The organism is Methanothermobacter sp. EMTCatA1 (assembly GCF_002356395.1).
In the GTDB taxonomy this organism is placed as follows: domain Archaea; phylum Methanobacteriota; class Methanobacteria; order Methanobacteriales; family Methanothermobacteraceae; genus Methanothermobacter; species Methanothermobacter thermautotrophicus.
Genome location: NZ_AP018336.1, coordinates 526291 through 546631 on the forward strand (window position 1 = coordinate 526291; position 20341 = coordinate 546631).

The following is a 20341-nucleotide window of genomic DNA, read 5'->3' on the forward strand; positions in this document are numbered from 1 at the left end:
CCCTGTACCCTGTGTCTGGAGAATGATAAATGAATGAATCAGGTCTCATTGCAAGGTCAGAGAGGTTCCTTGAGAGCATAAAGGACAGGAAGGTTTCACTGGATGATTTAAAGTCCGTGGAAGGATTCATTGACCTGTACACCTACCTGAGAGGGAACCTCGAGGAACTTCAGGATCTCAAGGAGGCCATGGAGCTGAGGGGATTCAAGTATCCCTTCAGGTCAATATCAGGGTACAGCAGTCAGTACTCCCCTGAAATCGCTGAGGACGTCCATGATATTAAAAGGCACGCCCAGTACTTCCGGATGAAGGCCTCTACAAAGAAGAACCTCCTTGACAGGGTGAACTCCGCCATCTCATCCCACAGGATAGCCCTCGGAAACCTTGAGGAGTACGCCCTCCTGCGGTGCCCTGACTGCTCAAGGTCCCTCCGGCTTTCTGAGGTCGAATACCAGGACGTCCTGGATGGTGTGACGTGCCCATGTGGCTCAGGTATGATGGAGATTGAATTCAGCGGATCTGCCATCTGCCGGCCTGAAATAATACCCCACCTCCCCCTCTCAGGTGACTACATGGTCAAGATGTCAGAGCTGAGCCTCTGGGCCAGGAAGGCCTTCAAGAAGATAATGAGGCTCTTCAAGAACGAGAAGAAGGGGGCTGTGAGATCAGCCACCCTCGTGATAAAGGTCCTTGAGGATGGGAGGTGGATAAGAAGGCGCATAACCATTGACAGTGACGATGACGACTATGAGAGGATGCTGAGGCAGAGGTACGGTCCAAACGTGAGGATAGAACTGATACAGTTCCACAGGAAGAAATCCAGCATAATAAATGATCGCTACACCAGGACTGCCCTGGCCCTGGGATACGCCGGCCTGTCACATGACATAATAATGGATATAGAGGAGAGGGTCTACACTGAGAAGCTGCGGGACTATGATGCCGTGAAGAGATACAGGAGGATACTTTTCGAGGCCAGGACCTATTCACCTGATCTGAGGCTCTCAGAGGAGGAACTGCAGGAGGTGAGGGTCCAGAAGATGCACGCTCTACTTCATGAGGCAGGTCTCGGGGACGCCAGGGGCAGGTTGAACCGGGAACTCAGGGAGGACCTTGAGGTGATGGAGGAGGTTAAGCGGGAGCTCTTCAGGGATGTTCCCGTGAACCTCGTCCTCTGGGACGTTGCCCTCTACTACCTGGGCACGTCACTGGACAGAAGGTCAAAGCACTCAGGACCCTTCCCGAACCTGCGGCCGGTCCTTGACAGGAGCCAGGTGAGGACCTTCGATGAGCTCAGCAGGGACGCTGTGGATCTGCTCAATACATGCTGGGAGGGGGGAATGGTCTACATCGATAAACTCGGGGATGTTCTCCTTAAGAAGTTTGAGATCGAGGATAAGATGAAGGGACTCCACATGAAACCGAACCCGCTCGCCTTCGGTGCCGCTGTGCTCCACATGGAGGGTGAAGCTGACATTGAAACCTGCGCTGAGATCTTCCATGTCAGTGTGGAGGAGGTTGTTGAGGAGAAGAGGAACATAGAGAACCTGGGTAAACCCTCAACGGACCGTGCAAAGATGTTCCTAAATCTCATAAAAGGTGATTGATCCCATGGCAGAGAAAATTCACGTGAATCAGCCGCTGACCTCAAGGAGGATAATAGAACTCCTTGAGAAGAACCCTGACCTCAAGGAGATCACCTGCCCAATAAGTATCTATCACCGGACCTCAAGAAGGTACCTTGATGCCCTTGAGGAACTTGGAGTTAATGTGAGACCTGTGAAGAGAATAGGAAGACCGCGGAAGTACACAGATAAGGATGTTAAGCTGGTTCAGAGCCTCCTGAAGGAGGGTAAAACTCCAAAGCAGATTTCCGGGATTACGAACATACCCCTCAAAACGGTATACTACCTCAAGGGTGACATCAAACTAAAGAGGGGTAAGAAGAGGAAGTATGACAGGAACACCCGTCTCAGGGTCCGTGAGATGGCCAGGAATGGTATGCCTGCAAGGAAGATCTCAAAGGACCTTGGGATACCCCTCAGAACAGTCTATTACATTCTGAAGAACGGCTGACTGAAGACTAGAGGTTACGTTAAGATGGATTACCAGTTATGATCCTCTGAAGAACGGCTGATGAAAACCAAAAATGTATAAACCATATGGTTTTAATGAAAAACTATAACCCGCCACATCACATGCCAGATTATGTTTATGGTGATTTCCATGGTTCTGAAACTTACCCTTGAATATTCATCTGTGCTACTCGTGTCACTGATATGCTGTATAATAGCCTTCACATCCACCTACACGGTGATGCCACGCCTCATAAATAAGCTGAAGGAGGCCAATGTTGTCGGTAATGACATACACAAAATCTCAAAGCCCATAGTGGCTGAGATGGGTGGTATCGGGATACTCTTCGGCTTCACGATAGGGATGTTCATAGGTATGTGCTTCTTCCCTGAACTCCAGTACGAGCTCATGGTGACCCTCCTTGTCATACTCCTTGTCGGCATTGTTGGAATGGTGGACGACCTTGTGAGGCTCTCGTCACGTGAAAAACTCTTCCTGCTCTTCCTTGCGGGTCTTCCCATAATCTGGGTTGCCCCTCCGAAGGTCGGGATACTCTACATGATCATGATGCCGGTAGCCGTTTCAATAGCTTCAAACCTGACCAACATGCTGGCTGGGCTGAATGGTATCGAATCAGGGCTCGGTTCAATTGCAATGACGGCCCTCACAGCCTCATGTATAATAATGGGCAAGTATGATGTCTCAATAATAACCATGGCCATGCTGGGGGCCCTCCTGGCATTCCTCATGTACAACAGGTACCCATCAAGGGTGTTCCCTGGTGACGTTGGAACACTGATAATAGGTGCCTGCATAGCATCGGTTGCATTCATAGGGAGGGTTAAGATAATAGCCCTCATAGTCCTGCTACCGAATATCATAGATGGGATTCTGAAATTCTACAGTGCAGGTGTCGTTGAGAGGCACAGACACAGGCCCACAGAAATTGCAGAGGATGGTAAACTCATAGCACCCCCGGAGGGCTTCAACTCACTTATAAGGTGGATACTGAGGAGGCCGATGACCGAGAAGAAGGTCGTCATGATAGTGTGGTCCATAGGGATATTCTTCGGGTTCCTTGGGGTACTGCTGGCATTTATACTTCCACTTGACCCCTTCTAACGTTAGAGTCACTAAAAACTGTATAATGTGTTCAGAAGTTCAAGGGTAACTGACTCCAGTTCCTTCTCATCGAGCTTCTGGAGTATCTCAACTGCGGCCCTGAAACTGGATGCAACACCATCAGCATTATTCCCTATGAAGTCAAGGGTCCCGAGGAGTACCAGGGTTACTGCAAGGCCAAGCTCATTATTTGTTTTCCTGAAGAGCGCCTCAGCCTTTTTAAGGTATCTCCGGGACTCATCAAAGTCCTCATTTTTAAGGGAATAAAGGCCAAGGACTAGCTGGAGTGATGCCTCGGTGGATGTGTCACCTATATCCCTGGCAATCTGGTAGGCCTCCCTTATCTGTGAGATTGAGTCCTCATAGGAACCTGACTCATAGAGTGTTAGGGACTGGACACTGTCAACCAGCCTGTTAAGCAGGGGTTCAATGACCTCAAGGTCAACCTCCGGCATCCCGGATTCGGACTCCTCCCGGAGCCTGTTGATGCTGGCTATATCCATGGCCTCCCTGATCTTTTCAACCTCCTTGATCTTCTCCCTTAGATCTGCCCTTAGAGGTGAGTTAACTGATGTGTAGATTCTGAGGGCCTCCATGAAGTATTCCATGGCGGTCTTAACCTTTCTATCACTGAGGTAGACATCACCCATGGAGTCAAGGGCAAAGGCCATGAGTTCCTCGTCATTCATTTCAGAGGCCACCCTGTAGGCCCTTTCAAGGTAATCAAGGGCCTCGCGGGTATCACCCTCCTCGGCGTAGAATCCTGCTATCCTTACAAGGGTGTCAAATTCTTCCTCCAGAAGATCTTCAAGTTTTCGAAGATACTTCTCAAGTGATTCACCCTCATCTTCACCCTTGAGAAAATCAAAGATTCCCAGAACAGCAAATATCATCATCATAGCCCCGGAGATTTATATAATAGTATTATTTCGGTCCAGATTTAAATACATATTTCCCGGCGGATGTAATAGCCAGTCCAGATTTAAATACTCCCGGGAGACAGGAAACCCCGGTATTTTCTGATATGGGTGATTATAAAGATGGGTTCAATTGCCCTTAATGTGATCAGCCCACTGTAATGCCCTGATCCGTTATCCTGTAGGGTGCCTCCATCCTTTCACCATCCATTACAGCGGATATCACGGCTCCATCCATCTGGATGTGCACATCAAAGAGGCCGGGTATCTCCTCCTCTATATCCTCATCAGCAACACCGGCTGTGTATGTCACAAGTGCGATGCCGCCCGCGTCCCTCACACGGTCATTGTAGGCCTTCAGGACCCTCAGAACAAGTTTTGGGGGGTTGAATGCCAGTAGAATGGATGCTGAGTCAAACACGGATACCATGGTGCCCTCCTCCTGGTAGAGGCTCCTCGTCGATATCCCCACCTTCACCATGAGGTCAGTTGTGTTCTGGAGGGCTGAGTACCTCACGTTTCCAGAGTCCTGGGGTTTACCACCTGCAAGACCTGTCGGGAGGTCTATCACATGAAGTTTATCTGCTAGGGACTGGATGAACCAGTTGAAGGCCATGGTGTTCCTCTGAAGATCCCTGTAACCGTATTCAGCCGCTATGAAAAGGCAGGGGTTCCCTCTCTGGAGTGCCCGGTAGGTGAACTCTGTTGCAAGTACTGTCTTACCAACCTTGGGGGGGCCTGTTAACAGCATCAGGTGCCCTGGCTCAAGTTCGCCGAGAACAGCGTCAAGACCCGCTATACCTGTGCTGTAGTTTTCGCTCATGTTATCCCTCGTGGACCACCCTAATGCCTGAATCGTCTATGGTGTAGGGGGCGCTGACCCTGCCTGTTCCCACCATCGCCTCAACTGTAAGTTCGGATCCATCGAGGTGTATGATGTTATCAACAACCGCCTTGAGCATGGTCTCCACCTTCAGATCAGCCGAACCCTCGGTGTAGGTCACCACAGCTGTTCCACCGGCTTCCTTGATCCTCATTATGTAGGCTGTAAGAACACGGACTATCAGCATCTCATCATTGAAGGCCATGAGGGTTGTGAGGGAGTCAAGGACCGACCTGAACATGCTGTAACGGTTCGTGATGTTCCTTATGGCAACCCCGAGCTTCACCATAATATCTGTGGGGTTGTGGACCGATGAGGAGAAGTATGTGCTGCCCTCATCAGCTGCAGGACCTGATATGCTGGATATGGCGTCTATCACATAGAGGAGTTCTTTCTCCATGTATGATTCAGGGTCCATGCCAAGCACAGCCATATTCCTTTTCAGGTCGGATAATCCGTAATCTGCAGATATGTAGAGGCACGGTTCATCCATCTCAGCCCCGCCGGCTGCAAACCCGTAGGCGAATATTGATTTACCTACCTTCGGTGGACCGTAAACCATGGTAACCGTGTTTTCAGGTATTGAAGCGCCCCCCATGAGTTCATCGAGGCCCCTTATCCCGGAAGGAATTCTGACAATCATTCAACCACCGTATAGAAGTCCTAGGAGAGTGTCGAGGGCCTCCATTACACCCCACCCCTCTGTCACCGAGGCGGGTACTATGGGGACGTCCTCTCCGAGTTTCATCTTCGCCCTTATCTCCTCAGGTGAAAGGGCTCCCGGAAGGTCCTGCTTGTTTGCAACAACGACCTTGGGTATGGCTTCGGCCCTTGTCTTCCTTATCATCTCCTTGGCCCTTGCGAAGCTCTCGGGTGCAGTTGAATCAATGAGTATGAATGCGCCCACAGCCTCCCTTGAGAGTACGTCAAGTATCATGTCAAATCTCTCCTGGCCCGGGGTCCCGAAGATATCCGCCATGAAGCCCTTATATTCAAGGTGGCCTATGTCCATTGCAATGGTTGTGGGGAATGCTGAGATGGCCTTCCTGTCCACCGAGACAGACTTCGTGGCTATTGCCCTGACGAAGCTTGATTTCCCGGAGTTGTAGGGACCTGTTACAAGTATCTTCGGTACATAGACCTTAACGCCTCCTGGCTGGACAACAAAGAAGAGTACCATGGTTGATGGGGGCTCTGACCAGGTTGAATTGGCCACCATGAAGCCCTGCCCGATGATGACCCTCTCCTCGATGGTCCTGAGATTCACGACACAGTCCATGCTCTCCCTGAGCTTATCAATGAGTTCATGTTCATAGTCCCACTCGGTGAAGAGGTAGACGAGGTTCACATCCAGTTCAGAGGCCTTCCTGTTCCAGGCTTCAACTATCTCAAGGGTGTCACCGTTGCCAAGGTAGTCTATAATGACTGAGAGATTGTTTATTATCCCAACACCGCCAGGTATATCATTTATGGCGTTAAGAACAACATCCTTTATCTCAGAGTAGTCATTAACGGTATAACGCTGATCTGATGGCATCCCGAGGAATGGTGAGCTACCATCTACAAAGAAAAGGTTCCCATTTTCAATATGTGACTCTATATCCCAGCCATAGGATCTGAATTCATATATTATACTCTCAGGTTCCTCAACATTTGTGAATATGAAACCGCTGGTCCCCTCATCCAGCCGGCCGTTTAGCATCTGGTAACCGAATGCCTCATAGTCAACACCCGGGGATGCTGAGAACATGATGGAGGCTCCCTCCTTCACCCCGCCGCCCAGAAGGTCGTCGAGCTTCGGAATGTATGTCTTATGCATGTTCACATCTCCCTGAGGATTTCATCCACCTGTGCTGCACGTGAATCCATCTCAAATAGCAGAAGCCCGAGCTGGGCCTCTGGTTCTGCCAGGGCCGTGAATATGGCCTTCTCCCCTGCAGGTTTGAGTATGATTATCCCCTTCTCGGTCCTCACGGTTATCTCAGAAACCGTTCCTGTATTCATCTGACCTGAAGCTGCCTCTGCAGCACCCATTATCGTTGAACAGAGGGCTGAGAATATCCTTGCATCAACATCCGGAGGTGTCCTTGCATTTATGAGAAGTCCCTCCTTTGAAACAATACCCGCAGCCCTTATCTGACCCACCTGCATAAAGGCAGATAGAACATCATCCAGCTTTTCCTTCTTTGTCTTGGTCATCAATACACCCCAGTAACCCTGTGACCGGTTATCATAAGCCGCAACCCCTGTGAGGAGTATTACAGATTAATTATGTTACTGGCCACTTATATCCCTTTAGATTTTGTCCTCTCAGTTACTGGTCACTTATATCCTATTCAGTTATCTCACTGCACCCAGATGGCCTCTGATGTTGTGAACACATAGTGATCTGAAAAGGCAGGGTTATGGTAGGTGTTTGTGAGGTTCTCTGTGCCGAAGGTCCTTGAGATGGATCTCCTGATGCAGAAGTTAACACGGTCGGAGATGGACTCCCTCAGGGATGGTTTCATGGGTGGACCCGATAGCCAGGCCCTTAGACGGAATTTTCTCCTCCCATAGGTGCTGCTGTAGCCATCTTCAATCAGTTCAACCCTCACAACCCTCACACTGGATGGTTCAAGGAGTTCCGGCTTCAGTGACTGGTACTCATCAAAGGTGACACCCGGGTACACAGCGATGGTGTCGGTGAAGGCTCCCTCAGATGCCCCGGTCCTTGCAGCTGAGTGTGCCTCCATCAGTTCAAGCTGTAACTGTATCTGTCCTGCGAATATCAGTGCCAGGAGCACTGAGAAGCCGGCCAGCATCATGTACTCTGCTGCAGCCTGACCCCTGCCGGACCCTGGATTATTAGATATGAAAGTATGCACCTGGCACCCTCCTCAGCTCGCTCCTGAGATCATGATAACCGTCCGGTTATTCCGGGGCGTGTTCCTGATGGAGTACCTCCCACCGGGTTCAAGGTAAACCAGGGTCCTGCCATAACCATCAGCAACAACCACCGGGTAAATGCTGGAGAAGGCCCTCTGGCCGTCTGCCCAGCCATAGACCCCGCTTGAGTTGACCAGCACCCTGTAGTCATCAGTGTGGTTGAGGCGCTCTGGTAGTTCCACCACCACCTCATGACCCGGTCCGCCTGCAGTGGCAAGGTTAACGGCCTCTGCCACATCGTCCAGGAGTATCCTCATCTCAAGGAGCCTCTCATCTGAGTAAACACCTTCAAGCCTTGCACCGGCAATCGATACCATCACTGATGCCAGCAGGAGTGTGAAGAAGAGCCAGGTTACTGTATCTGCTGTCACAACACCTTCTGAATCCATGGAAATTTATTAATAAATTTTATTATATAAATATTACTAACGCTGGTGTATTATAGGTTGATCTACATAGAGTGTAACATGTACTCCCTCGTGGTCTTCACTGGAGGCCCCCACAACTTCCATGAACTTGAGGAGTTCATTGAGGATGCAGGCGGTATCATAATACAGAGGGACACATTCAGTGTCCACCGCGGTCAGTATTTCCTGAGAAACGAGGTCAGGGTTCTCTGCATAATTCCCCGCTGCGATGAGGATGCCCTCACTGAAACAGCCCGCAGAATAAAGGGTGAGGTGGAGGGCCTTGATACCGACGATGAAACCAGAGACATGATTGAGTCCCTCATGGGGGTCTACGACCAGCTTGCAGGTGAAGCATCCTGGACATCTGAAGATGAAATTGGAGTGGATGGGGGACTTCTCCATGAGATGGTGGAGATGGAGCTTCTGGAGGTAAGAAGGAGGAACGGGGTGAACGAGTACCGTCTTTCAGAACAAAAATGAACTGACTAAAACAGGCTAACCAGGAATGTGAAGTGCCCCTCCATGAACCCTTATCCAGAGGATTCACCATACCTTTATAGTGGAGGACTTGAAATGACTGATGAAATAAAACAGCTCGTGATAGGTATAAGCAGGGAAGGAGAAATAATTGTAAGGAGCAACCGGGGCCGTATATACCCGGTTAAGGTGTCGGATGACCTTGATTTCAGCTGTGAGGACCTCTTCAGGAACCCTGATATGGAACTCTACGCCACCATCAACACCGAAACCCAGCCCTGGGAATGCGTATCCCTGGAATACGTTAAGCCATGATTCTAACCCCATCAATAATTTCTTTTTTATTTTGCACATTATATCCTGTTATTCTGATATCCAGATCCCTGATTAATCTCCTTACCTGATACCTGTCACCTGTGCCGCGGGATTGGTTATGCATAAACAGATAGACCCCCGGAACTGCGGCACACACCATTCAGGGTTCATAGGAAAAATTTAAATAAAAGTATGAACAACTCATGGATCCATGTACAGCATAGTAGTATCCTGTGGAGGTTATTACAGATTCAATGAGTTCAGGGAGTTCATTGAGGATACTGGTGGTCTTGTGATCCGCAGAGACAGTTTAACAATTAGAAGAGGAATATTTTTCCTCAGAAATGAGCTGAGAGCCCTCTGCGTAGTTCCTGAAGATGAAGTGGAGAACGTCGCCCGTGAGGCCTCAAGGATAGGGTGAAATTGAGATACCCGTGGTTGCGGCGGATGCAGGGGATAGAATACTATCCTGCTTCAGGATACACCATATGCTTGCAGGGAGTGACTGGAAATCCGCTTATGAAATAGAAAGCCTCACAGGAATCCCTGCTGACGGAATCCTCGATACGATGGTTGAAATGGAACTGCTCGAAAGAAGACATGAAGGAGAATATGAATACCGGATTCCAGTCACTGAAGACTGGGATAGGTTGAAAGGTGGGTGAACACATCAGCAATAAATACAACCTCCCACAGATAATGCTGTGGAGGATAAGATGAGAGGAGAAGTCTTCATAACAGCCGGAGTAATTCTGATAGTAGCGGGTATACTTTTAACCTTCATCGGGGGGGCCATAACAGCTGGCTCCCAGTCAAAGGATAAGGGTGAGGTGAAGGCCGCCGGCGTTGTCATGATAGGCCCCATACCCATAATCTTTGGAAGCGACAGGAACATGGCAATAACCGGCGTGGTCCTGGCACTGATCCTCATGGTCGTGGCCTATCTCCTCTTCTACAGGTAGAGGTATCATGATGAGGATCATAATGGTAACCGCAGGGAATTACGGTGCCCGGGTAGTCAACACCATGGCAGTTCACGGCCTCGCCCCGCAGATTGTGGCCGTCTTCGACTACACAGGGGAGGGCGGGGATTTCCTCGATGACCCATCATCCCTCCTACCGGCCAGGACCCCTGATGCAGATCTAACAGTTGCAGCTGGACTTGGGGGTGACCTGAACCTTGTTGCAGCTGAGATAGCAGCTGAATCAGGGTCAGGAGGTATCATAGTGGAATCACATGCCCCCGGCCAGCTACCTGATGGTCTGAGATCAGAGATAGACTCCCTGGTGGACTGTGCAATCTTCCCCACACCCTTCTGCTCCCTTGAACCCGTCGGGGACCCCCACATCGATACCTTCGCATCCAGGTTCGGTAAACCTGAAGTTGAAATGGAGGGAAATGACAGGGTGGTGTCGGTGAAGGTTAAAAGAAGCGCACCCTGCGGCTCCACCTTCTATGTTGCAGAGAACATAAGGGGTGTCCCGCTGGATGAGGTGGACGTGGCTGCAGGGGAGAAATTCCACAACTACCCCTGCCTGGCATCCATGGAGGTGGATCCACGCTTCGGGGATACGCATCTGCATGTGGCAGGTTACCTCACAAGGGAGGCCTTCAAGAGGGCCGCAGGGGTGCCGGGTGCCCATGCAGAGGTTGATCCTGAGGTCTGCAGGGGAGCTGAATGCGGATTCATATGCATGGATGTCTGCCCCCTCGTGAGGTTATCCATGGGGACGATAAGGAGGGGTGTGACCGCAGAGGTTGACCCATTCTCCTGCGGTGCCTGTGAGAAGTGCATGAGGGAATGTCCCTCAGGGGCCATAAAAATGATGGGCCCTGGAAAAAGATAATCAGGAGATGATAATCTGAGTGGAAAGGAAACTCCAGATAATAAAACAGGAAGTGTCATATTCATGGGGGCAGGGCCAGGCGACCCTGAACTCATAACACTGAAGGCTGTGCGCGCCCTCAGAAGGGCTGATGTTGTAATATACGCAGGTTCACTTGTAAACCGGGATATACTTGAATATGCGCCTGAAGATGCGGAGGTCCACAACAGTGCACACATGGACCTGGAGGAGATAACAGATATAATGGTGGAGGCCTGCAGGGCCGGTAAGACCGTTGCAAGGGTTCACACCGGTGACCCCTCAATCTACGGGGCCATAAAGGAACAGATAAGGGTTCTTGAGAAAAACAGCATACCCTACACCATCATACCAGGTGTGAGTTCTGTCTTTGCAGCTGCAGCCGCACTGAACACTGAGCTGACCCTCCCTGAGGTCTCCCAGACTGTCATAATCACAAGGCCCGCTGGAAGGACACCGGTACCTCCAGGTGAGGATCTTGAGGAGCTTGCAGTCCACGGGTCAACCATGTGCATCTTCCTGGGTGTTCATATGATAGGGGATGTTGCAGAAAAACTCATGACCCACTACCCGCCGGATACTCCCGTGGCCGTTGTTAAGAGGGCATCCTGGCCGGATGAGGAGGTTGTGAGGGGTACACTCTCTGATATAGCTGAAAGGGTGAGGGCTGCGGGTATAAGCAAGACAGCCATGATCATTGTAGGAAGGGTGCTTGAACCAGGAGACTTCAAAGCATCGAAGCTCTATGACGCCGGATTCAGCCATGAATACCGGCCCTGAAATCTCCCTTTAGATCAGAAGTTGAAGGCCTTATATGCTCAAAAAAGCTGAATAATCCTGACAGATCACATCAGAAGGTAACAAGCTTTATGTGTTTCATTTTACCGCAGGCAAGGAATCTCTCTGCAAGTTCCCTGACCCTTACGGATTCACCCTCAATTATGAAGAGCTCGAGGCAGTTCCCATCCTTGAGGTGGCTGTGGAGCTGGGTGCCTATTATATCCTCATAGTCGTGCTTTATTTTAGTGACCAGATCCTCCACCCTCCTCGGGTGGATGAGGAATAGCACAGCATTTATTTCACCATTAAATTCTCTCAGATTCCTTTTCTCATCTATAAGCATCCTTGCAGCTACCCTTATTACGTCTGACCTCCCTGAGAATCCCATCTCATCCCTCAGGGCGTCTATCTCCTCCAGGAGCTTTTCGCTGAGTGAAACACTGACAACCACCATGGAAGATCCTATCTTAATAAATGTTTATATATTTTATGTTAAAATTTATTAAATTTTATCGTCTATATTAACAATTATTATATGGTGGCGTGGACATAACTTAACAGGGTGGTTGGATGGAGAGGTGGAAGCCAGGTCTAATCGCAGTTATAACAATCGTCTCGGTGGCCGCCATGTACCTCATAACATCCACAACATCACCCTGGAGCAGTGGAGATAACATCACAGTCGCTGTGACCATAATGCCCCAGAAGGAATTCGTGGAGGCCATCGCCGGTGACCGTGCAGAGGTGGTTGTCCTCGTACCTGAGGGGGCCGACCCACACACCTATGAGCCAGAACCCGAAACCCTCAGGAAGGTTTCAGAGGCCAGGGCCTACTTCATAGTGGGATCAGGAATCGAGTTCGAAAACCACTACCTCAACAAGATAATGAGCATGAACCCCCGGATGAGGATAATAAACACCTCACGGGGTATAGAATTAATCCCAAACCAGGGAGAAGACCATCATGCAGCCGAAAGCCCCTATGACCCCCACGTATGGACATCCCCCAGGAACGCCATGATAATGGTTAACAACACCCTGAGGGGCCTGCAGGAAATCGACCCCCCTGGCAGCAGATACTACCAGAAAAACGCAGGCCTCTACACTGAAAAGCTCAGGGGCCTCGACTTCAGGATCAGGAAGGCCCTTGAAAAGAGGAGAGGAGAGAGCATCCTTGTTTACCATCCCGCATGGGGTTACTTCTGCAGGGACTACGGATTAAAACAGGTGGCGATTGAGAGAGAGGGGAAGGAACCGGGACCAGGAACACTCTCCATGATAATCCAGGAGGCCAGAAAAGGTGGTGTGAGGGTCATACTGGTATCACCCCAGTTCAGCAGAAAGAACGCCGAGCTGATTGCCAGTGAGATAGGCGCAGAGGTCGTTGTGGTGGATCCCCTCGGTGGAAACTACATGAAAAACATTGAGGCGATAGCAGAGGCCCTCAGGAGGGAATGAGATGTTCACATGGGGCAAAGGGCTTAACCGGAGGAGGTGAAGGTGTTCGCCATTGAAATGGAGGATCTGAGCTACTGTATCAATGGCAGGGAGATACTCAGGAACATAAACTTCAGGGTACCAGTGGGTGAACTACTTGCAGTTATCGGACCAAACGGTGGCGGTAAAACAACCCTCCTCAAACTCGTAACAGGACAGATCAAACCAAGCAGAGGGAGAGTCAGGGTTCTTGGAATGAAGCCAGAGGAGGCGAGGTCAAGGATTGGCTACCTCCCCCAGAGGAGCCACTTTGAAACCGACTTCCCCATCGACGTCCTCCAGACGGTTCTGATTGGAACCTACAGGAGATTCGAGGCACCCACAGATGATGACAGAAAAAAGGCCCTCAGGGCCCTTGAAATGGTCGGAATGCTGGAATACAGGGACCGGAAGATAGGCGAACTCTCAGGCGGGGAACTCCAGAGGGTATTCCTTGCAAGGGCCCTCGTAAGGGAACCGGACCTCCTGCTGCTTGATGAACCAACAGCAAGCGTAGACCCTGCATTCAGGGGTTCGTTCTACAGGATAATCGATGAGCTGAGGGGTGAAATGACCATAGTTATAGTGTCCCATGACATAGGAACCGTGGCCCGGCATGTGGACAGTGTTGCCTGCCTCAACCACCGGCTTTTCGTGCATGGAACCGTTGAGGAGGCCCTTAAATGCATTGATGATGCTTACGGATGTCCCGTGGAGTTACTTGCACATGGAATACCCCATAGAGTTCTTGAAGAACATCCAGATGAATAATCCCCGGCATCTGTGAGTACAATGAGAAGATGACAACATCAGCTGAATCACAGATACTGAATCCTTATGACGTGAACGATCCAATAAAGGAGTGATGGGCTTGCTGGAGTTGCTGCAGTACCAGTTCATGAGGAACGCTGCTGTCGCAGCCATACTTGTAAGTATAGCCTGCGGTACAGTTGGGAGCTACGTTGTAACAAAGAGGATAGTGTCAATAAGTGGCGGCATATCCCATGCAGCCTTTGGTGGCGTGGGCCTCGGCTACCTCCTCGGGGTGAACCCGGTCACATCCGCCATACCCTTCACGGTGGCTGCAGCCCTTACGATGGGTGCAGTGACACGGAGGACCCGTATAAGTGAGGACACTGCAATAGGGGTGCTCTGGTCCGCAGGGATGGCCCTGGGTATACTGTTCATAAACCTCAGCCCGGGCTATGCACCGGACCTCTTCAGCTACCTCTTCGGTAACATACTCATGGTAGACAACGGGGACCTCTGGACCATGCTGGTGCTTGACCTCATCATAATATCAAGTGCCCTCCTGTTCAACAGGGAGTTCGTTGCCATCTGTTTTGATGAGGAGTACGCCGAGGTTCTGGGTGTCCCTGTCGACGCCTTCTACCTGTACCTCCTTGTCCTTGTTGCCATAAGCGTTGTGGTTCTCATAAAGGCCGCCGGGATAATACTTGTGATGGCCCTCCTAACGATCCCTGCAGCACTTGCAAAGGATTTCAGTTCAGATATGGCTGATATAATGGTTAAGGCATCTGCTATAGGTATAATCACGGCCCTCGCAGGCCTCTGGATCTCATATATATTCAACGTATCTTCAGGTGCAGTTATAGTGCTGGTCCTCACAGCCCTCTTTGGTGCTGTTCAGTTAATAAAAAGACGTTTTTGATTACATGAACTGATCGGCCTTAAGGGGATGATCATCTAAGACCTCTTTTTTTCTTGATGTATTCAATCATCATACCCATTATGTAAGAAATAATTAAGACGTAGGCTATGATAAACAGAAAAGCAACTAAAATTTCTAACATTCAACCCTCTGATCGAATACTCAATAATTTCAATCCCATTTTGGTCTGATTTTAACTCGTAAGCGACCTATACATAAAAAAACTTCTTCTCATAGCATTTCAATCCCATTTTGGTCTGATTTTAACTTTGGGAAATCGGTGAGTGTGGAGCAGAGATAAAAGCATTTCAATCCCATTTTGGTCTGATTTTAACTGTATTTAGTGAATTAAATACTACACTAAATAATACATTTCAATCCCATTTTGGTCTGATTTTAACACTGTTGGGGCGATACAATCGTAGATTCTGGAATGGATTTCAATCCCATTTTGGTCTGATTTTAACTCAGGGCACGGATGAAGCAGGCCCTCTCCACCCTTGATTTCAATCCCATTTTGGTCTGATTTTAACAGCCTGTACATCTCGTTTCCTATCCGTATCATTTCTATTTCAATCCCATTTTGGTCTGATTTTAACTGTCTTGGTTCTGGTGTTTTTGCAGGTCAAAATCGATATTTCAATCCCATTTTGGTCTGATTTTAACCCGAATCCAGCGTGGAGTAATGAATATGGCTATATCAATTTCAATCCCATTTTGGTCTGATTTTAACTCATCCTGTTTATCCTTTATCTTTATTTTGCTAATTATTTCAATCCCATTTTGGTCTGATTTTAACACACACAAAAAAGGAAAAAGAAAGAAAAAGAAAAAGATTTCAATCCCATTTTGGTCTGATTTTAACAGTCCTCCTTGATACCATTATCATATTCAAGCTCCCATTTCAATCCCATTTTGGTCTGATTTTAACCTGCATGACACTCAAAAAGGACAGCAACAAACTCCGCATTTCAATCCCATTTTGGTCTGATTTTAACTGGTTGAATGTGATGGTGAGTATAGTGTAGAGACTGCATTTCAATCCCATTTTGGTCTGATTTTAACGTACTCAAAGAACACAACGTCACCGAGGCCATGTACATTTCAATCCCATTTTGGTCTGATTTTAACAGGCCTATTTTGAGTGGTGATTTGGTGTTTATTAATTATTTCAATCCCATTTTGGTCTGATTTTAACTCCTTCCCTCCCTTTCAGGAGTTCCTCAAATAGTTGGATTTCAATCCCATTTTGGTCTGATTTTAACTCACTATCTTCACATAGCAGGGTGTGGTGACTTTTGATTTCAATCCCATTTTGGTCTGATTTTAACCTCTAACTTTGTCTCAAAACTTATTGGAGGAATCACATTTCAATCCCATTTTGGTCTGATTTTAACTCATATTCCTGCAGAAACATGAGAACCCCACCCTCGTATTTCAATCCCATTTTGGTCTGATTTTAACCCATGACCCAGGAGTCTGTCCTGAGAACAGCGCTGGATTTCAATCCCATTTTGGTCTGATTTTAACCTGGGGTCCAGGTCGTCCTCGTCGCAGGGTCCTGTATTTCAATCCCATTTTGGTCTGATTTTAACTTTTCTAGGGCGGGTTTGACTTTTATTGAGTACCCGATTTCAATCCCATTTTGGTCTGATTTTAACGCCTCACAGAAGAAGAGGCGGATGAAATAAGCGAGGATTTCAATCCCATTTTGGTCTGATTTTAACTGATTATGAGATTGATTTTTTGAAGTCTTTGTGTGTATTTCAATCCCATTTTGGTCTGATTTTAACACGTATATACTTCCTGAACCCATCAATTTTAATACAATTTCAATCCCATTTTGGTCTGATTTTAACCCACCGCCACACTGTTGATCTTCACATTATCGATTTCAATCCCATTTTGGTCTGATTTTAACAAGCCTCACCCGTAAGATCACTCTTCAGGAACCCCATTTCAATCCCATTTTGGTCTGATTTTAACTGTCGTAGTGATTTTTCGTGTCATGTGTTCTATTAATTTCAATCCCATTTTGGTCTGATTTTAACCAGGTAGAGGTAGTAGGGTTTGTCTGGTGGTTCTTTGATTTCAATCCCATTTTGGTCTGATTTTAACTTCCTTGTTCTTTGCCGGGGCTGGGTTCTTGTTTTGATTTCAATCCCATTTTGGTCTGATTTTAACCATCATAAGGGACTTGCAGGAGCGTATCAGCAGTTACATTTCAATCCCATTTTGGTCTGATTTTAACATGGCGGATTTTTTCTTTATTTGGCCTCTATCGCTCTGAAATTTCTCCTTTCAGACATATAAATTTGTCGATCCCTGATAATGCACTCCATTTATATGGATAGACGACTTAACAGAAGGCCTTAAAATAAGTAAATAAGATATTTAAACTATTTAAATTAATTTAAAAAGAATTTTAGCAGGATAAACGATTGTTAAGTTGATATTAAAACCTCTAATCCTTAAAGAAGCTTAAAATAACATTAGGTTATTATAATAAGAGGTTGAAAAATGGCTCATAAACGACTCTGCCAGAGGGCTTCAATTGAGCCTATAAATTATTTAATGAACTTAAATTGAATTTTAAGATTTTTTAGTGTGATAGGATATTAAAAATTCGTCTATATACGTTTTATATTGTTTATTAGTAAACTGGTCATGTTATTCAACAGGATAAACTGTTAGATTCGTTTTTTGAGCGAACCTGATGAATTTAAATTGAAGGTCCATGGATGAGTCCCCCCAATCAGTAATACTATGGAAAGGCCTCACTACTTCATAACCATCTACAAATTATGCCATTTCCCATAGACTTGAAGCGGCAAGTACTGAATAAGGAAACCAGAGAACACCCCTCTCCTTAATTCATGAAAAAGAACATGATTTCAGACAAGCCAATAAATACATTAAAGATGGTGCAGAACACTAGAACATGAAGTGCGGATCTGACCTCAGGGATACACTTAAATCGGCGATCGGTGATTACCTCAGCATAACCCTCATAACCGGTAAAACATATTATGGTGAGGTTAAAAGGGTGGAAACAGATTACATTAGCCTTGAATTAAAATTAAGGGGTGGTAAAACCACCACCACTGTCATAATACCACTTGCACATATTGTGACCATAACCCTCTGATCACCTTAAAAACAGTGAAAAATGGATATGATAGTAGCCACTGCCTTCCCAGCACAGCCTTAAAAACAGTAAAGGTCACCTGAGAATCTTAAGACCCTCAGAGGTACCTGCTATAACCATATCTGCAATTCCAGCGAATATGCCATTCTCAACAACACCCGGTATGTTGTTCAGCCGGGACTCCATGGCTCCGGGATCATCAATAACACCAAAGGCCGCGTCAAGGACAAAGTTACCATTATCAGTAACAACAGGACCGTCCTTGCCCTCAGAGGACCTTATATCCACTGAAGCCCCCATTGACTCGAGTTTGAGCTTCACAGGTCTGCAGGCTGCAGGTATGACCTCAACAGGTAGTGGAAAGGCACCCAGTCTTTCAACAAGCTTTGATTCGTCCACAATAACTATGAAACTCCCGGCAGATGAGTCAACTATCTTCTCAAGGGTGTGGGCAGCCCCACCACCCTTTATAAGGTTGAGGTCCGGGTCAACCTCATCTGCACCGTCAACAGCCACATCAACATCATGCTCAGCAAGGCTTGTAACCTTTATTCCTGACTCCGCTGCAAGGAACATTGACTGGTAGGATGTAGGTACACCCATAACCTCCAGTCCCTCCTCCCTGACACGTCTTCCAAGCTCCTCTATGAAGTAATGGGTTGTTGAACCTGTTCCAAGACCTACAACATCCCCATCACCTATTTCGTCAACCGCCCTCAAAGCAGCCATCTTCTTGAGATTCATAAATACCTCCATCTCATTTTTTATCCAGAGGTCTTAAAAGGACCTTTCTCAGTTCATTCCCTGCAGGGCACTGTTTTCCAGGTTTTCCCAGATTTTTTACAATCCTGCACCTGTCACCCTCCCTGACCCCCTCCGGGAAGCAGAGGTCCCTCATACTGCACTCAACCTCACAGTCAGGGAACTCAAAGGAGATCACTGAACCCTCAAAGGCCCTCTTGGAATCTATGAGGGCCTCTATATTGGCCTTCTCAACATCAACTACGCGTACCCTCTCACCGAGGTGTATGGGGCACCTCTGGTACCTGTCCTTAACCTCATTGATGTGGTAGACTCTCCCCTCCTCAAGGGGTGCTATACATGTCGGCTGGAACCTGCAGTCTCTGCACTCCTCAGCCGGTCCGCAGAAGAGGAACGTTGACCCCTTCCTGGCAAGTTTTTCACCGATAAGAGTTATCAATCATATCACTTCCGTTATCTTTGCAAGCCTTTCGGCGGCTTCACGGGTTAAACCCCTGTCTCCAAGGATGGTGTAGCGTTCCCTCCGGATGGTGTGGGCCATCGTGAGGGCCTCAATGATGTACTCAGGATCTATACCAAGATCAGCTGCAGTCGTGGGGGCGTTTATACGGGCAAGGGCGTCCCTTATGAACTGCCAGTCCCCACCATGGAGGTGCATCATCATTATGGTTCCCACACCGCACTGTTCACCGTGAAGGGCCGGTTCGGGTGCTATCATGTCAAGGGCGTGGCTGAACTTGTGCTCAGAGCCACTGGCGGGTCGGCTGCTCCCGGCTATACTTATGGCTATGCCGCTGCTTATGAGGGATTTGACTGCCAGCCTGGCGCTCTCCTCAAGGCCCTCCTTTATTGCGTCGGCAGACTTTATTATCATCTTGGCTGTCATCAGGGAAAGTGCCGCTGCAGATTCACTGTACCTCTCATTGAGGAGCCTGTGGGCAAGTTTCCAGTCCATTATGGCTGTGTAATTCGATATTATGTCGGCGCATCCAGAGGCCAGAAGCCTGAATGGTGCCCTGCTTATTATCTCGGTATCAGCTATTACACCTATTGGTGATGAAGCCTCAAGGGATGCTGTACCCTCGCCATTCCTTATGGATGCCCGTGGAGATGCTATGCCATCATGGGATGCTGCAGTCGGGACACTTATGAAATGGAGGCCCTCAAGGGTGGCGGACATCTTCGCAACATCTATGACCTTACCTCCCCCAACCCCAAGGACAACCGAAACGCCGTCAAGGCCATCCTGCACATTCCTCACAGATGCCATGGTGGCATCATCGACGGTTACCTGGTCAACCTCAAATCCCTCGGCCTGGAGGCTCTCAATGGCAGCCTCCCCTGCAATCTGAAGGGTTCTTGGTCCGGTTACAACCATGGCCCTGCCCTCAAATCTCAGGTCCCTGCATATCCTCCCTGTGTCCTCGATAACACCTGGCCCTGTGTATATCTCCCTTGGTAGCTGAATTTTCCTTGGATCCATGTTAACCCTCTAATGGAGTATATTTT

The 20341-nt window shown here is 48.2% G+C and carries 25 protein-coding genes and 1 CRISPR repeat array; of the genes, 14 read left to right on the top strand and 11 right to left on the bottom strand.

The window, feature by feature from the left end; all coding sequences use genetic code 11:
* The first annotated feature begins 29 nt into the window (after nt 1-29).
* The 3 genes from tca_RS02735 (at nt 30) to tca_RS02745 (ending at nt 3198) form a co-directional block, all read left to right on the top strand.
* Nucleotides 30-1607 (top strand): DUF530 domain-containing protein, encoded by a 1578-nt coding sequence (locus tca_RS02735; RefSeq protein ID WP_048175382.1) that lies wholly within the window; start codon nt 30-32, stop codon nt 1605-1607.
* A 4-nt stretch (nt 1608-1611) separates the two neighbouring features.
* Complete coding sequence (locus tag tca_RS02740; RefSeq protein ID WP_048175383.1) at nt 1612-2076, top strand: DUF1699 family protein; 465 nt, start codon at nt 1612-1614, stop codon at nt 2074-2076.
* A 150-nt stretch (nt 2077-2226) separates the two neighbouring features.
* Nucleotides 2227-3198 (top strand): glycosyltransferase 4 family protein, encoded by a 972-nt coding sequence (locus tag tca_RS02745; protein ID WP_048175384.1) that lies wholly within the window; start codon nt 2227-2229, stop codon nt 3196-3198.
* 11 nt (nt 3199-3209) lie between these two features.
* Here the strand turns inward: tca_RS02745 and tca_RS02750 are convergent, their stop codons facing one another.
* The 7 genes from tca_RS02750 to tca_RS02780 form a co-directional block, all read right to left on the bottom strand.
* Nucleotides 3210-4094: a tetratricopeptide repeat protein gene (locus tca_RS02750; RefSeq protein WP_286709113.1), complete on the bottom strand. Its 885-nt coding sequence runs from the start codon at nt 4092-4094 to the stop codon at nt 3210-3212.
* Nucleotides 4095-4263: 169 nt separating this feature from the next.
* Nucleotides 4264-4938, bottom strand: coding sequence for an RAD55 family ATPase (locus tca_RS02755; protein WP_048175386.1), 675 nt, complete (start codon nt 4936-4938; stop codon nt 4264-4266).
* A gap of 1 nt (nt 4939) precedes the next feature.
* Nucleotides 4940-5641: an RAD55 family ATPase gene (locus tca_RS02760; RefSeq protein WP_269899618.1), complete on the bottom strand. Its 702-nt coding sequence runs from the start codon at nt 5639-5641 to the stop codon at nt 4940-4942.
* Nucleotides 5642-6817 (bottom strand): ATPase domain-containing protein, encoded by a 1176-nt coding sequence (locus tca_RS02765; protein WP_269899619.1) that lies wholly within the window; start codon nt 6815-6817, stop codon nt 5642-5644.
* 2 nt (nt 6818-6819) lie between these two features.
* The gene (locus tca_RS02770; protein WP_048060853.1) at nt 6820-7197 is read right to left on the bottom strand and encodes a roadblock/LC7 domain-containing protein; all 378 of its coding nucleotides are present in this window, start codon (nt 7195-7197) and stop codon (nt 6820-6822) included.
* Between the two features lie 146 nt (nt 7198-7343).
* On the bottom strand, nt 7344-7865 hold the full coding sequence (locus tag tca_RS02775) for a hypothetical protein (protein WP_231855344.1): 522 nt from the start codon (nt 7863-7865) through the stop codon (nt 7344-7346).
* Between the two features lie 12 nt (nt 7866-7877).
* Nucleotides 7878-8315, bottom strand: coding sequence for a hypothetical protein (locus tca_RS02780; RefSeq protein WP_048175389.1), 438 nt, complete (start codon nt 8313-8315; stop codon nt 7878-7880).
* 57 nt (nt 8316-8372) lie between these two features.
* On the opposite strand from tca_RS02780, the gene tca_RS02785 reads away from it, so the two are divergent.
* The 7 genes from tca_RS02785 (at nt 8373) to cobM (ending at nt 11774) form a co-directional block, all read left to right on the top strand.
* A complete protein-coding gene (locus tca_RS02785) occupies nt 8373-8816 on the top strand; it encodes a methyl-coenzyme M reductase family protein (RefSeq protein ID WP_269899620.1) in 444 nt (147 codons plus the stop codon).
* A 42-nt stretch (nt 8817-8858) separates the two neighbouring features.
* Nucleotides 8859-9128 (top strand): hypothetical protein, encoded by a 270-nt coding sequence (locus tca_RS02790; protein WP_286709114.1) that lies wholly within the window; start codon nt 8859-8861, stop codon nt 9126-9128.
* 211 nt (nt 9129-9339) lie between these two features.
* Complete coding sequence (locus tca_RS02795) at nt 9340-9549, top strand: hypothetical protein (protein WP_269899621.1); 210 nt, start codon at nt 9340-9342, stop codon at nt 9547-9549.
* A gap of 13 nt (nt 9550-9562) precedes the next feature.
* A complete protein-coding gene (locus tca_RS02800) occupies nt 9563-9793 on the top strand; it encodes a hypothetical protein (RefSeq protein WP_269899622.1) in 231 nt (76 codons plus the stop codon).
* Nucleotides 9794-9844: 51 nt separating this feature from the next.
* Nucleotides 9845-10090 (top strand): TIGR00304 family protein, encoded by a 246-nt coding sequence (locus tag tca_RS02805; protein WP_269889790.1) that lies wholly within the window; start codon nt 9845-9847, stop codon nt 10088-10090.
* 10 nt (nt 10091-10100) lie between these two features.
* A complete protein-coding gene (locus tag tca_RS02810; protein ID WP_269899623.1) occupies nt 10101-10976 on the top strand; it encodes a DUF166 domain-containing protein in 876 nt (291 codons plus the stop codon).
* Between the two features lie 63 nt (nt 10977-11039).
* Nucleotides 11040-11774: a precorrin-4 C(11)-methyltransferase gene (cobM, locus tag tca_RS02815; RefSeq protein ID WP_048175394.1), complete on the top strand. Its 735-nt coding sequence runs from the start codon at nt 11040-11042 to the stop codon at nt 11772-11774.
* Nucleotides 11775-11844: 70 nt separating this feature from the next.
* Here cobM and tca_RS02820 read toward each other — a convergent pair whose 3' ends face one another.
* Nucleotides 11845-12228: a CopG family ribbon-helix-helix protein gene (locus tca_RS02820; RefSeq protein ID WP_048175395.1), complete on the bottom strand. Its 384-nt coding sequence runs from the start codon at nt 12226-12228 to the stop codon at nt 11845-11847.
* A gap of 116 nt (nt 12229-12344) precedes the next feature.
* On the opposite strand from tca_RS02820, the gene tca_RS02825 reads away from it, so the two are divergent.
* The 4 genes from tca_RS02825 (at nt 12345) to tca_RS02840 (ending at nt 18070) form a co-directional block, all read left to right on the top strand.
* Nucleotides 12345-13232, top strand: coding sequence for a metal ABC transporter solute-binding protein, Zn/Mn family (locus tca_RS02825; protein WP_048175396.1), 888 nt, complete (start codon nt 12345-12347; stop codon nt 13230-13232).
* A gap of 42 nt (nt 13233-13274) precedes the next feature.
* Nucleotides 13275-14021, top strand: coding sequence for a metal ABC transporter ATP-binding protein (locus tag tca_RS02830; RefSeq protein ID WP_333473167.1), 747 nt, complete (start codon nt 13275-13277; stop codon nt 14019-14021).
* Nucleotides 14022-14115: 94 nt separating this feature from the next.
* Nucleotides 14116-14922 carry a metal ABC transporter permease gene (locus tca_RS02835; RefSeq protein ID WP_048175397.1) on the top strand — a complete coding sequence of 269 codons (807 nt, stop codon included), beginning with the start codon at nt 14116-14118 and terminating at the stop codon, nt 14920-14922.
* A 168-nt stretch (nt 14923-15090) separates the two neighbouring features.
* Nucleotides 15091-17173: a CRISPR direct-repeat array (repeat unit 30 nt; unit sequence ATTTCAATCCCATTTTGGTCTGATTTTAAC).
* A 690-nt stretch (nt 17174-17863) separates the two neighbouring features.
* Complete coding sequence (locus tca_RS02840) at nt 17864-18070, top strand: hypothetical protein (protein WP_048175398.1); 207 nt, start codon at nt 17864-17866, stop codon at nt 18068-18070.
* 75 nt (nt 18071-18145) lie between these two features.
* On the opposite strand, the gene rpiA is transcribed toward tca_RS02840, so the two are convergent.
* From rpiA to tca_RS02855, 3 genes are read right to left on the bottom strand one after another with little or no spacing between them, the layout of a single operon-like run.
* Entirely contained in the window at nt 18146-18814 is a 669-nt protein-coding gene (gene rpiA / locus tca_RS02845) for a ribose-5-phosphate isomerase RpiA (protein ID WP_048175399.1), read from the bottom strand.
* Nucleotides 18815-18827: 13 nt separating this feature from the next.
* Nucleotides 18828-19271: a UPF0179 family protein gene (locus tca_RS02850; protein WP_286709115.1), complete on the bottom strand. Its 444-nt coding sequence runs from the start codon at nt 19269-19271 to the stop codon at nt 18828-18830.
* Nucleotides 19272-20315 carry an NAD(P)-dependent glycerol-1-phosphate dehydrogenase gene (locus tca_RS02855; protein ID WP_286709116.1) on the bottom strand — a complete coding sequence of 348 codons (1044 nt, stop codon included), beginning with the start codon at nt 20313-20315 and terminating at the stop codon, nt 19272-19274.
* Nucleotides 20316-20341: the final 26 nt, after the last annotated feature.

Excerpts from the sequence above, each read along its gene's own strand:
- tca_RS02835 (WP_048175397.1), top strand. The coding sequence starts at position 14,116 with ATGGGCTTGCTGGAGTTGCTGCAGTACCAGTTCATGAGGAACGCTGCT.
- tca_RS02855 (WP_286709116.1), bottom strand. The coding sequence starts at position 20,315 with ATGGATCCAAGGAAAATTCAGCTACCAAGGGAGATATACACAGGGCCA.
- tca_RS02740 (WP_048175383.1), top strand. The coding sequence starts at position 1,612 with ATGGCAGAGAAAATTCACGTGAATCAGCCGCTGACCTCAAGGAGGATA.
- tca_RS02840 (WP_048175398.1), top strand. The coding sequence starts at position 17,864 with ATGAAGTGCGGATCTGACCTCAGGGATACACTTAAATCGGCGATCGGT.
- tca_RS02750 (WP_286709113.1), bottom strand. The coding sequence starts at position 4,094 with ATGATGATATTTGCTGTTCTGGGAATCTTTGATTTTCTCAAGGGTGAA.
- tca_RS02780 (WP_048175389.1), bottom strand. The coding sequence starts at position 8,315 with ATGGATTCAGAAGGTGTTGTGACAGCAGATACAGTAACCTGGCTCTTC.
- tca_RS02825 (WP_048175396.1), top strand. The coding sequence starts at position 12,345 with ATGGAGAGGTGGAAGCCAGGTCTAATCGCAGTTATAACAATCGTCTCG.
- tca_RS02755 (WP_048175386.1), bottom strand. The coding sequence starts at position 4,938 with ATGAGCGAAAACTACAGCACAGGTATAGCGGGTCTTGACGCTGTTCTC.
- tca_RS02735 (WP_048175382.1), top strand. The coding sequence starts at position 30 with ATGAATGAATCAGGTCTCATTGCAAGGTCAGAGAGGTTCCTTGAGAGC.
- rpiA (WP_048175399.1), bottom strand. The coding sequence starts at position 18,814 with ATGAATCTCAAGAAGATGGCTGCTTTGAGGGCGGTTGACGAAATAGGT.
- tca_RS02805 (WP_269889790.1), top strand. The coding sequence starts at position 9,845 with ATGAGAGGAGAAGTCTTCATAACAGCCGGAGTAATTCTGATAGTAGCG.
- cobM (WP_048175394.1), top strand. The coding sequence starts at position 11,040 with ATGGGGGCAGGGCCAGGCGACCCTGAACTCATAACACTGAAGGCTGTG.
- tca_RS02760 (WP_269899618.1), bottom strand. The coding sequence starts at position 5,641 with ATGATTGTCAGAATTCCTTCCGGGATAAGGGGCCTCGATGAACTCATG.
- tca_RS02795 (WP_269899621.1), top strand. The coding sequence starts at position 9,340 with ATGTACAGCATAGTAGTATCCTGTGGAGGTTATTACAGATTCAATGAG.
- tca_RS02745 (WP_048175384.1), top strand. The coding sequence starts at position 2,227 with ATGGTTCTGAAACTTACCCTTGAATATTCATCTGTGCTACTCGTGTCA.
- tca_RS02790 (WP_286709114.1), top strand. The coding sequence starts at position 8,859 with ATGAACCCTTATCCAGAGGATTCACCATACCTTTATAGTGGAGGACTT.
- tca_RS02810 (WP_269899623.1), top strand. The coding sequence starts at position 10,101 with ATGAGGATCATAATGGTAACCGCAGGGAATTACGGTGCCCGGGTAGTC.
- tca_RS02770 (WP_048060853.1), bottom strand. The coding sequence starts at position 7,197 with ATGACCAAGACAAAGAAGGAAAAGCTGGATGATGTTCTATCTGCCTTT.
- tca_RS02820 (WP_048175395.1), bottom strand. The coding sequence starts at position 12,228 with ATGGTGGTTGTCAGTGTTTCACTCAGCGAAAAGCTCCTGGAGGAGATA.
- tca_RS02765 (WP_269899619.1), bottom strand. The coding sequence starts at position 6,817 with ATGCATAAGACATACATTCCGAAGCTCGACGACCTTCTGGGCGGCGGG.